17 protein-coding genes are annotated in these 12,560 nt (G+C 47.4%); 9 read left to right on the top strand and 8 right to left on the bottom strand.

Annotated elements, in window-relative coordinates; all coding sequences use genetic code 11:
* Window positions 1–1,302, bottom strand: coding sequence for a hemolysin family protein (locus tag ADM98_RS09805; RefSeq protein WP_053453336.1), 1,302 nt, complete (start codon window positions 1,300–1,302; stop codon window positions 1–3).
* Between the two features lie 282 nt (window positions 1,303–1,584).
* On the opposite strand from ADM98_RS09805, the gene ADM98_RS09800 reads away from it, so the two are divergent.
* From ADM98_RS09800 to ADM98_RS09790, 3 genes are all read left to right on the top strand, one after another.
* The gene (locus ADM98_RS09800; RefSeq protein WP_053453335.1) at window positions 1,585–2,637 is read left to right on the top strand and encodes a hypothetical protein; all 1,053 of its coding nucleotides are present in this window, start codon (window positions 1,585–1,587) and stop codon (window positions 2,635–2,637) included.
* Window positions 2,638–2,755: 118 nt separating this feature from the next.
* Entirely contained in the window at window positions 2,756–3,349 is a 594-nt protein-coding gene (locus ADM98_RS09795) for a TetR/AcrR family transcriptional regulator (protein ID WP_235504871.1), read from the top strand.
* A 17-nt stretch (window positions 3,350–3,366) separates the two neighbouring features.
* Window positions 3,367–4,551, top strand: a complete 1,185-nt coding sequence (locus ADM98_RS09790) for an MFS transporter (RefSeq protein WP_053453334.1) — start codon at window positions 3,367–3,369, stop codon at window positions 4,549–4,551.
* A gap of 40 nt (window positions 4,552–4,591) precedes the next feature.
* Here ADM98_RS09790 and ADM98_RS09785 read toward each other — a convergent pair whose 3' ends face one another.
* The 4 genes from ADM98_RS09785 to ADM98_RS17470 all read right to left on the bottom strand — a co-directional run bounded on the left by ADM98_RS09785 (window position 4,592) and on the right by ADM98_RS17470 (window position 7,386).
* Window positions 4,592–5,197: an HAD-IA family hydrolase gene (locus ADM98_RS09785; protein ID WP_053453333.1), complete on the bottom strand. Its 606-nt coding sequence runs from the start codon at window positions 5,195–5,197 to the stop codon at window positions 4,592–4,594.
* Complete coding sequence (locus tag ADM98_RS09780) at window positions 5,169–6,077, bottom strand: PhzF family phenazine biosynthesis protein (RefSeq protein ID WP_053453332.1); 909 nt, start codon at window positions 6,075–6,077, stop codon at window positions 5,169–5,171. The genes ADM98_RS09785 and ADM98_RS09780 overlap by 29 nt, the downstream gene beginning before the upstream one ends.
* Window positions 6,074–7,129 (bottom strand): flavin monoamine oxidase family protein, encoded by a 1,056-nt coding sequence (locus ADM98_RS09775; RefSeq protein WP_053453331.1) that lies wholly within the window; start codon window positions 7,127–7,129, stop codon window positions 6,074–6,076. Before ADM98_RS09775 ends, ADM98_RS09780 begins: the two co-directional genes overlap by 4 nt.
* An 80-nt stretch (window positions 7,130–7,209) precedes the next feature.
* Window positions 7,210–7,386 carry a hypothetical protein gene (locus ADM98_RS17470; RefSeq protein WP_200904894.1) on the bottom strand — a complete coding sequence of 59 codons (177 nt, stop codon included), beginning with the start codon at window positions 7,384–7,386 and terminating at the stop codon, window positions 7,210–7,212.
* A gap of 214 nt (window positions 7,387–7,600) precedes the next feature.
* Between ADM98_RS17470 and ADM98_RS09770 the strand changes: the two genes are divergently transcribed.
* The 3 genes from ADM98_RS09770 (at window position 7,601) to ADM98_RS09760 (ending at window position 8,720) form a co-directional block, all read left to right on the top strand.
* Entirely contained in the window at window positions 7,601–7,882 is a 282-nt protein-coding gene (locus ADM98_RS09770; protein WP_053453330.1) for a hypothetical protein, read from the top strand.
* Between the two features lie 170 nt (window positions 7,883–8,052).
* The gene (locus ADM98_RS09765; protein WP_053453329.1) at window positions 8,053–8,262 is read left to right on the top strand and encodes a helix-turn-helix transcriptional regulator; all 210 of its coding nucleotides are present in this window, start codon (window positions 8,053–8,055) and stop codon (window positions 8,260–8,262) included.
* Window positions 8,259–8,720, top strand: coding sequence for a hypothetical protein (locus ADM98_RS09760; RefSeq protein ID WP_053453328.1), 462 nt, complete (start codon window positions 8,259–8,261; stop codon window positions 8,718–8,720). The genes ADM98_RS09765 and ADM98_RS09760 overlap by 4 nt, the downstream gene beginning before the upstream one ends.
* On the opposite strand, the gene ADM98_RS09755 is transcribed toward ADM98_RS09760, so the two are convergent.
* A complete protein-coding gene (locus ADM98_RS09755; protein WP_053453327.1) occupies window positions 8,717–9,133 on the bottom strand; it encodes a GNAT family N-acetyltransferase in 417 nt (138 codons plus the stop codon). The two genes, ADM98_RS09760 and ADM98_RS09755, sit on opposite strands and share 4 nt — an antisense overlap.
* Window positions 9,134–9,213: 80 nt before the next feature.
* On the opposite strand from ADM98_RS09755, the gene ADM98_RS09750 reads away from it, so the two are divergent.
* A complete protein-coding gene (locus ADM98_RS09750; RefSeq protein WP_160315933.1) occupies window positions 9,214–9,744 on the top strand; it encodes a GNAT family N-acetyltransferase in 531 nt (176 codons plus the stop codon).
* Entirely contained in the window at window positions 9,741–10,526 is a 786-nt protein-coding gene (locus tag ADM98_RS09745; protein WP_053453326.1) for an endonuclease/exonuclease/phosphatase family protein, read from the top strand. Before ADM98_RS09750 ends, ADM98_RS09745 begins: the two co-directional genes overlap by 4 nt.
* Before the next feature lie 39 nt (window positions 10,527–10,565).
* Here the strand turns inward: ADM98_RS09745 and ADM98_RS09740 are convergent, their stop codons facing one another.
* Window positions 10,566–11,069 carry a YusW family protein gene (locus ADM98_RS09740; RefSeq protein WP_235504870.1) on the bottom strand — a complete coding sequence of 168 codons (504 nt, stop codon included), beginning with the start codon at window positions 11,067–11,069 and terminating at the stop codon, window positions 10,566–10,568.
* Window positions 11,070–11,220: 151 nt separating this feature from the next.
* Window positions 11,221–11,661, bottom strand: coding sequence for a VOC family protein (locus tag ADM98_RS09735; RefSeq protein ID WP_053453325.1), 441 nt, complete (start codon window positions 11,659–11,661; stop codon window positions 11,221–11,223).
* 150 nt (window positions 11,662–11,811) lie between these two features.
* On the opposite strand from ADM98_RS09735, the gene ADM98_RS09730 reads away from it, so the two are divergent.
* Window positions 11,812–12,558: a bacteriorhodopsin gene (locus tag ADM98_RS09730; protein WP_053453324.1), complete on the top strand. Its 747-nt coding sequence runs from the start codon at window positions 11,812–11,814 to the stop codon at window positions 12,556–12,558.
* Window positions 12,559–12,560 lie beyond the last annotated feature (2 nt).

The raw sequence follows: 12,560 nt of genomic DNA, 5'->3' as shown, positions 1-12,560 counted from the left end.
TTAACGTGGCGTCAATGTCAACTTAACGTCATGAATCTGATATTGGGCAGATCGCATGATTTCAAGCGTGAAGGCTTCATCCGTGACGATGGTTCCTTGTTTAAAATCAGTCGTTCGCGATTGAATATAACCGCCGACCGTATCGACCGCCTCTGCTTCTGCAAAACGAAGACCAAATCGTTCTTCGATTTCGACGAGTAAAACGGTTCCGGCTAAGCGATAAGCGCCGTCCGGTAACTGTTCGATTTCTGCTTGTTCCGCTTCATCGAATTCATCACGGATATCACCGACGATTTCCTCCAAGATATCCTCCATCGTGATTAAACCAGATGTCCCACCATACTCATCAATGACAAGTGCGATGTGCGATCGTGTCTGTTTCATCTTCAGGAGTGTTTCCTGAAGCGGCGTCAATTCTGAGACGACTGGAAGTGGCTTGATGAACGATGCAAGTTCTCGTTCATGTTGTACAGCATGATATGCGAGCACTTCTTTAACGTTGATATAGCCGCTAATCCGGTCCTTATCCGTTCCTTCACTGACCGGATAACGCGTATACGGATTGTCTGACATCGTCTGTAAAAGGTCTTCCCAGTTTATCTCGTCGGAAATGACCAACATGTTCATGCGTGGCACCATGATGTCACGCGTGACGCGCTCATCAAAAGCGAAGACATTTTGCATCAGGTCGAGTTCTGATTGATTGATTTCACCACTTTGAAAACTTTGCGCCATGATAATTTTCAATTCTTCTTCCGAGTGGGCTTCTTCGTGACCAGCTGGTCGAACGCCAAACATCCGAAGGAGAACGCGGGCGGAACCGTTCATAATCCAGATGAATGGATACATGACTTTCCCGAATACATAGAGTGCCGGTGCAAGTAACAACGTCATGCGTTCTGCATACTGAATCGCGAGCGTTTTCGGTGCCAGTTCACCAACGACGACGTGTAAAAACGTGACGAAGATGAACGCGATACTATAGGACAGAAGTGTCGAGATAGCCACTGCAACACCGAGTTCATCAAAGACCGGTGTCAATAACTTCTCAACAGTCGGTTTCCCGAGTGCCCCGAGTCCAAGCGCTGTAATCGTGATACCAAGCTGACAGGCAGACAAATAGTAATCTAAATCGCCTGCCACCTTCTTCGCAAGCGCAGCACCCTTTTTTCCTTCTTGCACCATCTGGTCAAGACGTGACATCCGGACTTTAACGACAGCAAACTCCGAGCCTACGAAAAACGCGGTCAAACCAATCAATACGACAAGTAACAACAAATTCAGTGTTAAGACGATGTCCAACTTGTATCCCCCAAGTACGGGGGATCACCTCCTTTTGATTTTTAAACTGTACAGTACAACGTGACACTTGATAAAAGTGTACGATGCTTTTTCTTCAAACGCAATCCAAAACACTTCATTGAAGTTCAGGCGACCATTAATCATGTACTTGCAATACTAGGTTTCTCCCTCTAACTTATCGGTAATATAAGAGCTATGCGCGTAAGAAACTTGAGATGAAGCTTTTACATTCATGAACATCTCAAACTTGAAAGACCAATTTGGGGAGAGGTAGTGCTTATTATGGAAAAAACAAACAGAGGCTTTTCGTCACATTTCCGACCGGAAGCGGACGATGCAGGTCGTAACATCTCATGGAGCTCGATTTTTGCAGGTGTGGTATCATTCTTATCTTTATTAATTCTATTTAGTTTAATTGGTTCGGCAATCGGACTCGGTGTCACAGACGTGACGTCAAATAATCCGTTCGATGGTGTCGGTACAGGATTAATCGTCTGGGCAATCCTTTCATTGCTCATCTCGTTATTCGTCGCTGGATTCGTGTCCGGTGTGACGTCAGCTCGCGCTGGTCTCGTCCACGGTTTCTTGACTTGGTCAACGAGTGTCATCCTCTTGTTCGCTCTCTTGACATTCACGACGGTCAATACATTACAATCCGTCGGTTCATTACTCGGAACAGTCGGTGGTGCGGCAGGTAGTGGTATTGGATCTGTTGCGTCAACAGCAACGGATGCTGCAACAAAAGGCTTTGATTCGGTCACGAAAAACGTTTCAAATATTGATACTAAAGAGCTCGAAGGAAATGTCGATGAAATTCTTAAGGATACAGACATCAAAGAATTACAACCGAACTACTTGCAAGGTCAGCTCGACGCCGTCAAAGATGACGTCACGGCTGCTGGTAAAGAAGCCATCACAAAACCAGAAAACTTCGATACAATCGTCCAAGATCTCGGGGATTCATTAACAGCACGTGCTGAAAAAATCGAGAAATCGGTCGATGAAGATAAGATTGCTGACGCTGTTGCGAAAAATACCGATCTCACAGGTGCTGAGGCGGAAGAAGCGACGCAAAACATCGTTGATGGTCTCAATACAGCAACGAAAGAAACAACGCAACAAATCAATGACGCCAAGCAAACGCTTGACGAGACTTCTGCAGACTTGAAGAAAACGGTCCAAGATGTTCGTGAGCAAACGGAACAAGCGACACAAACAGCATCAAAAATTTCGATTTGGGCATTCGTTGGACTGCTTCTGACACTCATCTTCACATCATTTGCTGGTATCGTCGGTTCACGCGTTGCTACTCGCGGTCGTGTGATGAACAAATAAGATCAATCAACACAACTGACTCCGCAAACGCGGAGTCAGTTTTTTTGTACGTGAAGATAATCTAATTGACTTCATTTAAATATTACTGTTAAAGTGTTACCTAACGACCGTTAGGAAGGTGATTGACCTGAAAGCTCAACAATTATTACAGACGAGCATCCATCATTTTGCCGCACACGGCTATGAAGGAGCATCGCTACAAGAAATTGCGACAGAGGTCGGTATTAAGAAACCGTCTATCTATGCGCATTATAAAGGCAAGGACGACTTATTCTTGCAAGCGACGACGTATGCGTTGCAGGAGCAGAAACGACGCTTCGCGACGTATTTTACGAAAACGCGCCAGCAGCCGCTCGAGCAATCGTTGCATGGTTTCTTCGACTGGTTCATTTCAGAACAGCAAGATGACATCCTGATGCGATTCATTCTTCGAGCTGCTTATTTTCCACCCGAGAAACTCGAACAAGAAATGACGGAGCGGTTCAATCCGTTTTTTGATTCGCTCCATGATCTCTTGACTCGTCTACTCCGTGAACGAGACCGGACAGAACAGATTCTGTATTCAACGGACTATAAAAGTGCCGCACTCGCCTATTTGACCGTCGCCGAAGGCACGTTGACAGAACTCGTCTATAACGGCGTCGACGCGTTTCACAAGAGACAACAAGCCGTCTGGCCGATTGTCTGGCGTGGTATGTCAAAAATGATTTAATTTAACTGAGGTGAACTATGCAAAACAATTCATTGATTCTGAGTACACTCTTACTCAACTTATTCATCGCCTTTTTAGGCATCGGTCTCGTCATTCCTGTCACACCGACAATCATGAACGAGCTCAACATTTCCGGAGCGACGGTCGGATACATGGTCTCCGCCTTCGCCTTTGCGCAACTGATTCTCTCTCCGCTTGCGGGACGAGCCGTCGATAAATATGGGCGTAAACCAATGATCATCATCGGCTTGTTCATCTTCAGCATGTCCGAGCTCTTGTTCGGTCTTGGTCAAAGCGTCGAAGTCCTGTTCGCATCCCGGATTCTCGGTGGTGTCAGTGCTGCCTTCATCATGCCTGCCGTCACGGCATTCATTGCTGATATCACGACGAACGAAACCCGCCCGAAAGCGCTCGGTTACATGTCTGCCGCCATCTCGACTGGTTTCATCATCGGACCAGGAATTGGTGGATTCCTCGCTGATCTCGGGACACGGATGCCATTCTTTTTCGCCGCAGCGTTCGGACTAACGGCGATGGTCTTATCCGTCTTTACGCTTAAAGAACCAGAACGGCACTATGAAGCTACTACATCCGTTAAGCAACAGACTGGTTTCCGTAAAGTCTTCAGCCCACTCTATTTCATCGCTTTTCTTGTCCTCTTGATTTCGTCGTTCGGTCTTGCCTCGTTTGAGTCGTTATTCGCCTTGTTCGTCGACCGTAAGTTCGGCTTCACGGCGAAAGATATCGCCCTTGCGATTTCGCTTGGTGCGATCGTCGGTGTCATCGTCCAAGTCGGATTGTTCGATCGATTGACACGGTGGTTCGGTGAGATTCGCTTGATTCGTTATAGTTTGATCGGTTCGACGTTACTTGTCGTCTTGATGACATTCGTCACGAACTACATCTCGATCATTCTCGTGACGATGGTCGTGTTCGTCGGGTTCGACTTGATGCGACCTGCCGTTACGACCTATCTCTCAAAGATCGCAGGTAACGAACAAGGATTCGTCGGTGGGATGAACTCGATGTTTACGAGTATCGGGAACATTCTCGGCCCCATCGTCGGTGGTTTATTGTTCGATGTCAATCTGAACTATCCGTTCTATTTCGCAACAGCGATGCTTGCGGTCGGTATTTTACTGACATATTTCTGGCGCGCCCCACGCATCGAAGCAACCGAAGCCGATCGATTGTCTTCTTAACTCAACAGCCCCGTTTCCTTCAATGGAAGCGGGGCTGTTGTTATGTCAGGAAGAGTTCGTTTAATCGACCTGGAGAATGCACCGTGTAGGTCGCAACCGTCTTACTCGGTTGATTGCTGATCAGACATGTAGCGATGCCAGCGTGATGTCCGGCTAAGACGTCGAGTTCCCGATCGCCAATCATGATCGTTTCAGACGGTTGCAATTGATGCTGTTCGATCAGGTACTGAACAGCTTCTGGATCTGGTTTCCGGGCGAAACCTTGTTCAGCCGTCAGGATATCTTGAAAGTGATGCGTCAACTGATTCTTGTTAAGTAAAGCGTGAATCGACTGCCCACGGTGGGTGACGATATGGTGCGTCGCACCTCTCTCCGAGAGCGCCTTTAACAGTTTCTGAATTCCCGAAAATGGACGAGAGCGGTCCAACTCGATCGTTGTCTTCTGTTGTTTGTATGTCGTGATGAATTCATCCGATACGGCAAATGCCTCATACGTCGTTTTAGCCGAAATCGCCATCAGCTGAGCGACTCGTTCACGCTCGACCGTTCGTCCCTCACGTTCGAGCATTTCCACGAATACATCGACCAATACGGGATACGTATCAAACAACGTCCCATCAAAATCCCAAATGAAATGCTTCAACATCTTTCTCCTCCCCCACTTTCTTTGCACCAACAAAAACAGCTTGTCCCTCCATCTCGACCTTCCAGTTGCTGTGATCAAGACCTGCACCGGAAATCCGGATTCCGACCTGACCGGGTCGTCCCATCTCGTGTCCTTGTTCGACGATGATCGTTGTTTCCGCTGTTGCTGGTTGGATGAATTTTCGGTAATAGGCGCCCATCACCCCACTCGCTGTTCCCGTAACTGAATCTTCGATACTACCTGCTCCCGTTGCCGAAAAGTGTCGTCCATGCATGGTCGCCTGTTCCTCATATGTATCTAAACAGATCGGATGAATCGATGCCTCGGGATGATTTGAAAGAATGTCTGCGAAACACGCATTATCAGGTATCATCTGCTGAAAGTCTTCGAGACGTCGAATCGGCAACACAAGTGTCCAGTTCCCTGTACTACCGTATACGACTGGCCATCGGTGATCAAGATGTTTTAACTCTAGCCCAATCGATGCTAAGACTTGATTGATCTCACCATTGAATGATTGAAGCTTAGGTCGCCCTTGTTGCAAACGAAACATCCCGTTTGCTAATCGTGACGCTGGTAAGATTCCTGATTTCGTCTCGATTTGGAGCGTCATCGGTAAACGTTCGGTTACCTCTAAAGCAGTCAGTGCAGCAATCGTGCCGTGTCCGCATAAGTTCATCTCTCGTTCCGGTGCAAAGTAACGCATGCGATAGTCTGCCTGATCAGACGACAGGACAAACGTCGTCTCTGTGAATCCATTCGTCCGCGCAATCCGTTGCATCTCAAGCTCTGTTAAATGATCAGCGTCTAAGACGACCCCAGCTGGATTACCTGCTCCAGGTGTCGTTGTGAACACATCATAATGTAGCGTCTCGATCATGTTTCTTCTCCTCTCTTTTCTAAATAGCGTTCAACGGATCGTAAGGCACCCTCTAGATGCCCACCATGACTGGCATCCGTCTCTGTTCCAATCAGGGAAATCGCTGCGTGTTCCGCTCCGAAATCAATCGTATGATAGTCAGGGAAAGCGACTAGTGGAGTAGCATCCGCGCGTGTCGCTGTCCATACGTCGGATGACCAGTCTTTATATGCCCACCCAATCGGTTGAAGCGCTTGTTCACCGAACAAACGAGTCAACTGTTCAAGGACGGCTTCCTGGATTTCAGCCTCTGTCAGTGTTTGTCGTTCGCTCGCCGCCGTACGGAAAAAACCGAACAATGCTCCAAGTCCGTCTTTTGGAGAAGCGTCATGGATCTCTTGCAACATCCCGCTCCAGCTGATTGCTTGACCGGACCAACCAAATTCACGCCAAAACGGTTTCTCGTACAGAACTAGACATTTGGCTTGTTGCGCCATCCAGGTCGGTAATGCTTCGAGTTCATCTAGGATTGTTTCCGGTAAGGCAGGTTCGTACGATAATTTCGCTGCTAGACGCGGTGGAAGTGCAAGGACAATCTCGTCGTACGGCTGACTCCTCTTTTCGAATCTGATGACGCTCCGATCCGTCGCATCGATCTGACTGATGGGAGACTTGAGTTGAATCGTTCCCGGTTTGAGTTGTGCAGCGAGTGCTGTCGCAACAGAACGAATTCCGTCACGGAGACGCAACGCCGTCGGTTGACTTGCGACTACATGTGACTCAATCGGTTGCCCCGCCCGTTCGAGTCGGAGAGTTCCGGTCGAATACTGTTCTATTGTCGGTAAATCCAACCGATCGATCAAATCGACCATCAGCGGTTCACTATCCGGCCAAAACCAAGTTGGTCCAAGATCAAAAGCGTACGTTTGTCCTGCTAGGTCGAAATCAACTGTCTCGATTCGTCCACCAATTCGGTCACGTGCTTCATAGATCGTCACGTTGTGTCCAAGCTCCTGCAGGCGCGTCGCGAGATACAGCCCACTGATTCCCGCCCCAATGATGGCAATGTTCATCACTTTTCATCCTCTCTAGCTGTTCTTCTTATTTCAGTATACTGGAACACGCGAAAAAACAAGGACGAGATGTCCTTGCCTTAGGATGATTGCATTTGCTGCCAGTCGTCTTCTTCATAAATGGATTGAACCCATTCGACCGGTACATACAAGGATCGGGCAATCGCTTCGTCTGTCTTGCCCAGTTTTCGCAACAAATGGACAATCCGAATCCTTCGTTCAAGCTCACGGTCATCCGGTATCAGTTCAGGCATCATCTTCTCTTCTCCTCTCCACTGAATCGGCGATGGTGTTTTCAAGAGAATACCCGATAATTGTCTGAATATTCCGTTTGATGTGTAGATGCAAGGATTTTTGATAAAGTTCCGAGAAAGATAACAGAGAGGGATTCGACTCTTTTTGTAGAATTCAAGTAAATAGACGCAAAATAACAAACTCACGCGTCAAATCGAACAAGACAGGAGTATCTGTATGATTAAACGTAAATCACTATTCCGTCTGTCGATCGGCTTACTGCTGATTGGTGTCTTTGGCGGTATCCTTTTAGATGCTATGAATTACTTTCCGCATGCGACAGCTTATTTATTGAGCATTCCGATTGCTTCAAATGACACGGAGTTTTTAGTAGGATGGATTTTATCCGGCATAACGATCACCGGGTTAATCACGCTTTTCCTATCCTTACGTCATCACCAAGTCGTTACGACGTTCTCATGTCTCTTAGCAGTCATTGTAACGCCGTACCTCCTGTGATTATTAAGGGAGGACTTCTCTCTTTTATACGATGAGTCACAATCGATCATGTACGGCTTCACCACTGAATCGAAACGATTCGGTGGTTTTTCATACTGAATAAGTAAAGTTGACTTTACAAAATGTAAACCAGACTTTACAATGTAAACAACTGGAAAGGAGGTCGTCAGATGAAGCTGACGAATCAAGTCCGCCTCTATCGCCAACAGAACAAGTGGACGCAGGAGCAGTTCGCGGAACGAATCGGCGTGACACGCCAAACCGTCATCTCGCTTGAAAAAGGAAGCTATACGCCGTCGCTCTTACTTGCGATGCAGATTGCTCGTGTATTCGATCGACCCATCGAAGAACTATTTCAATTAGAGGAGGAATCCCGATGAAACGTGTCGTTACTCAATCCTTACTTAATTGCTGTCTCTACTTTTTAGCTGCTTATCTCATCAGTGCCATTCATGCTAATCTGCAGTTATTTCAAGATGACCCGGTATCCGGTACGGGATTGTCGCTGGAATTAAATCTAATGGGTGTCCTTCCAGTCCTAGTGATTGCGATTATCCTTTCGGTCGTCAGTTATTTCTTACGAGAAGACCGTTCGCGTTCGTTCGCAACAGCAGAATTTTCCGACTCCGACGAACGTGAGGCATTGATCACCGGTAAAGCGACTCGAGCAGCGTACGTTGCTTTTATGATCAGCCTTCCCATTCTAATGATTGCCTTTTTGTTTGAGCAACCGTTACTTCAACTGTATCCAGCGTTTCCCTTTTATGCGATTGCTCTTGTCTTATCAATCGGAACACTTACGTACATGTCGGCTTGGATTGTGCACGTCCGGCGTTAAAGTCGCTTGACGAAGAAATATTGAGTTTGTCCATTCGATGGATGATCGGTCAGGCGTCCATACTCTTCATAACCATGTTTGCGGTAAAAGTCTGGTGCTTGAAAATCAAACGTGTCCAAAAGAATTTTCGTACACCTTGCTTCCTTCGCATATCCTTCGATTGCTTGCAGCAGGCGGGTTCCGACACCTGCCTGTCGTGATGTATCGCTCACCCAAAGAAACTGGACATGAATATGTTGCCAACCGTAAGAAGCGGTAATGCCTCCGATGCAATCGCCCGTCTCATTATAAGCTGTAAAACAAAGTTCTCCGGATTGCTCATATAAGGCTTCATGGACATGCTGCCGATTATAGGCGATCAACTGCTCGCGGACGAACGTCCCGTCCTCTATTGTTCCTAAGCGAATCTTCAAACTGTCCCCCCCTTAAATTTACAAATGATACCATTCCTGCCATAATGTTATCATATTCCAATTCGAACGGAGGATTACATATGCAGACGATGCACCACTCGTTTGATACACAACGTTATCAGATTCGACCGGCTCGACTAAGTGACGCTGAAGCACTCGCTGAACTCCGTCAAGCACTCGACGCAGAAACGGAATACTTTGACCGGATGCCCGGTGAGGACGTGATGTCGGCGACGGATTTCGCGAACCAATTATGTGATACATCGGTGCTTGATCGTATCCTCGTCGTCGAGCGCGATGGACAACTGATCGCTTATGCTCGCTGTCGCGGATTTCACTTGAAACGCTTCTCGCACAAGGCATCGTTCGGACTCGGAGTACTTCAATCCGATTGGGGACAAGGCATTGGGAGTCAGCTCATGGTACGGATGATTGCTTGGGCGAAAGCGCAATCGCTCCTCAAGATTCAGCTTGAGGTCGTTGAAACGAATCTTGGTGCCATACGGCTCTATCAGCGACATGGATTTCAAGAAGAAGGACGACTTCGTCATGACCGGTTACTATCGGACGGCTGTTATTACGATACCGTCCTGATGGGCTTACACCTATGAGTCATTCGTTATCGATCGCGACCTATAACATTTGGCATCATCCGCACAAACGACAAGAACGGTTCAAGGCGTTGTGCGCAGAAATCAAACAGCATCAACCAGATATTCTCCTGTTGCAAGAAGTCATGTCGACGTTTCAGCCAGACGAACCGTTCGTCTCGATCGCCGAGCATTTGGCGCAAGCAACCGGATACCCTTATATGATGATGGATCCTTACATGGATTCACCGGATGAGGGACTTGCCATTTTGACGAAACTGCCGTTTGAGCGGACGGATTCAAGCGCGGTTGCGACAAGAAACATTAACCACCACTGTGCGATTCGAATCCCTTTCACAATGGATGGTGTCCAATTTGCGGTAACGAATATTCATTTTAACTGGCGCGCCTCAGACATCCGTCTCGATCAACTACAATTCGTCAACGAATGGATCGCCTCGCAAACTGATGACGCGACGATCGAGTTCTTAGGTGGAGACTTTAATGATTGTCCGGGGTCGCCCCTTCATCACGCTGCGCTACGCGAGTGGGTCGACCTCGCTGACAGTTTTGCTACGCGAACCGGTCAAGTCGCAGCTGCGACGCTTAATCCCGTGACGAATCCACACTTGGCATCGAATGACGGCGTCACGACACCCGTTCGGTACGATTGGTTACTTTGTCAGCGTTCGCCTTCGCCGGTGACATTACAGCATGTGCAACTGATCGGAAACAAGCGACTGACACATCATCCGCTACCGAGTGACCATTATGGCGTTCTCGCTCATTTGACGCTTCACTAACTCAAGAGGTCTACGCCCCATAGAGCGTAGACCTCTTGTTTATTTTTTATACTCTTTTTCGGTCCCGTCTGAGAATTCGATGTCAACTTCTAAGCGTGAAGCATCTTGGATCGCAAACACACGCTCGACCTCCCCGATGACGTCTGCTTCTGATGTATCCGCATCAATCTTTAAGTTCTTGAGCTTCGCATCGAGTTCCGTCATCGCGTCGTCCCCTTGCTTTTGCTCTCCCTTATAACGGTATTCCGCTTCCGTGCCATCGTTATCCCGGTCATAACTAATATCAATGGCATCATTATCCCCGTCGACGTCCGCCTCAATCGATAGACTGTTGAAGCCATAATCCGTATCGGCATTTTTCGTTACGGTATCCTTATCTTGCATCGTATCGTCATTGTTCATCGTATCGTCTGTCGTGTTCGAATTCGTCGACCCTTCTTCGACTTTGTCTGTCGAAGTGTCGTCATTTCCGCAACCTGACACCATCAAACTCATGGCGAATAATGTGGCAACACCGTACCCTGTTAAGCGCTTCGCTTTCATCTTTTTCCCCTCTCGAGTCGATTGCGTTCTCTAATATTACTCTACGGTTTTTTTAATTCCTTTTCCTGCAATATCTTAAACAAGTTGACATCCTCACAAATGCGAGGGTGCCGTCATCTTAAATTAATAGTAATTATTTTTATTCCTATCTTTAATTGGGATCGATTTTTTCTGCCAGCTCAACAATCACACCTTCTGGTCCACGTACATAACAGAGACGATAGTCGCGTTCATAATCCGCTACGCTTCCGATCGGATGATAGCCAATATTCGCTAGACGATTGATGAGTGCGTCGAGTGCCGTTACTTCAAAACAGAGATGACGGAATCCATTCGCGTAGACCGGATGAATTTTCTTAGAAGAATCACGCGGCTCCTTAAAGCGAACGAGTTCAAACCAGATTGTTTCACCTGGTAATCCGAGTGCGACACATTCCGTTTTTGCCCCTTTTAAGTCTAGTAGCTGATCTAGGAGTGTTCCTTCCATCTCCCACCGTTCGCGCACTTCAAGACCACAAAGCGTAAAAAAGCGAATCGCTTCTTCAAGATTCTCGACATTCAAGCTGATATGGTCTGTTCGTTTAATCGTCATCTGTCACTCCTCCTCAAGTGTGTCGAAATGTTGTCAACCCGTTGATAGACGGCACATTCAAAGCGTTTTGACATGACGTTTTACTGCTTCCTTCTTTATAAAATAGAAGTATGAAAGGTCGTGCCCACTTACGAAAAGGAGTCGAATCACATGGAAGATGTCAACCTTCTCGTTCTTGCGACCCAGTACATGTTCTGGGTCGGATTTGTCGGAATGGCCGCTGGTACGCTCTATTTTCTCGTCGAACGAAATTCCCTCGCCCCAGAATACCGCTCGACCGCAACAGTCGCTGCACTCGTCACGTTCGTCGCCGCGATTCATTACTATTTCATGAAGCAGGCTGTTGGGGAATCCGGTTTGTTGTCGGAGATCGATGGCTTTCCGACTGAAATCCGCTACATCGATTGGCTTGTGACGACGCCTCTCTTGTTGATCAAGTTTCCACTGTTACTCGGTTTAAAAGGTGGGAAAGGACGTTCCCTTCTGACGAAACTCGTCATCGCGGACATCATCATGATCATCGGTGGTTATATCGGAGAGTCGTCCATCAATCTAGCGGGTGGCTTCACACAACTCGGTCTTTGGGCATACGTCGTTGGTTGTATCGCATGGTTTTATATCATTTATCTCTTGTTCACGAATGTCACGAAAGCCGCTGAAGATAAACCCGCACCGATTCGAAAAGCCTTGCTGCAAATGCGCTTGTTCATCTTGATTGGCTGGGCAATCTATCCGGTCGGTTACGCCGTCACCTTATTTGCACCCGGCATCGAGGTGCAGCTCGTCCGCGAATTGATTTATAATTTTGCCGACTTGATCAATAAAGTAGGATTCGGTCTGATTGCCTTCTTCGCAGTCAAGACGATGTCCGCAGCACAAAAAACAAAATCCATTTAATC

The organism is Exiguobacterium sp. BMC-KP (assembly GCF_001275385.1).
Lineage (GTDB): Bacteria > Bacillota > Bacilli > Exiguobacteriales > Exiguobacteriaceae > Exiguobacterium_A.
Note: the sequence above shows the minus strand (reverse complement) of the source record. Positions and strands in the feature narration are given on the sequence as shown.

What these genes read in the sequence shown, in the direction of transcription:
- ADM98_RS09800 (WP_053453335.1), top strand. Translation starts at nt 1,585, where the DNA reads ATGGAAAAAACAAACAGAGGCTTTTCGTCACATTTCCGACCGGAAGCG.
- ADM98_RS09790 (WP_053453334.1), top strand. Translation starts at nt 3,367, where the DNA reads ATGCAAAACAATTCATTGATTCTGAGTACACTCTTACTCAACTTATTC.
- ADM98_RS09785 (WP_053453333.1), bottom strand. Translation starts at nt 5,197, where the DNA reads ATGTTGAAGCATTTCATTTGGGATTTTGATGGGACGTTGTTTGATACG.
- ADM98_RS09780 (WP_053453332.1), bottom strand. Translation starts at nt 6,077, where the DNA reads ATGATCGAGACGCTACATTATGATGTGTTCACAACGACACCTGGAGCA.
- ADM98_RS09775 (WP_053453331.1), bottom strand. Translation starts at nt 7,129, where the DNA reads ATGAACATTGCCATCATTGGGGCGGGAATCAGTGGGCTGTATCTCGCG.
- ADM98_RS17470 (WP_200904894.1), bottom strand. Translation starts at nt 7,386, where the DNA reads ATGATGCCTGAACTGATACCGGATGACCGTGAGCTTGAACGAAGGATT.
- ADM98_RS09770 (WP_053453330.1), top strand. Translation starts at nt 7,601, where the DNA reads ATGATTAAACGTAAATCACTATTCCGTCTGTCGATCGGCTTACTGCTG.
- ADM98_RS09765 (WP_053453329.1), top strand. Translation starts at nt 8,053, where the DNA reads ATGAAGCTGACGAATCAAGTCCGCCTCTATCGCCAACAGAACAAGTGG.
- ADM98_RS09760 (WP_053453328.1), top strand. Translation starts at nt 8,259, where the DNA reads ATGAAACGTGTCGTTACTCAATCCTTACTTAATTGCTGTCTCTACTTT.
- ADM98_RS09750 (WP_160315933.1), top strand. Translation starts at nt 9,214, where the DNA reads ATGCAGACGATGCACCACTCGTTTGATACACAACGTTATCAGATTCGA.
- ADM98_RS09745 (WP_053453326.1), top strand. Translation starts at nt 9,741, where the DNA reads ATGAGTCATTCGTTATCGATCGCGACCTATAACATTTGGCATCATCCG.
- ADM98_RS09740 (WP_235504870.1), bottom strand. Translation starts at nt 11,069, where the DNA reads ATGAAAGCGAAGCGCTTAACAGGGTACGGTGTTGCCACATTATTCGCC.
- ADM98_RS09735 (WP_053453325.1), bottom strand. Translation starts at nt 11,661, where the DNA reads ATGACGATTAAACGAACAGACCATATCAGCTTGAATGTCGAGAATCTT.
- ADM98_RS09730 (WP_053453324.1), top strand. Translation starts at nt 11,812, where the DNA reads ATGGAAGATGTCAACCTTCTCGTTCTTGCGACCCAGTACATGTTCTGG.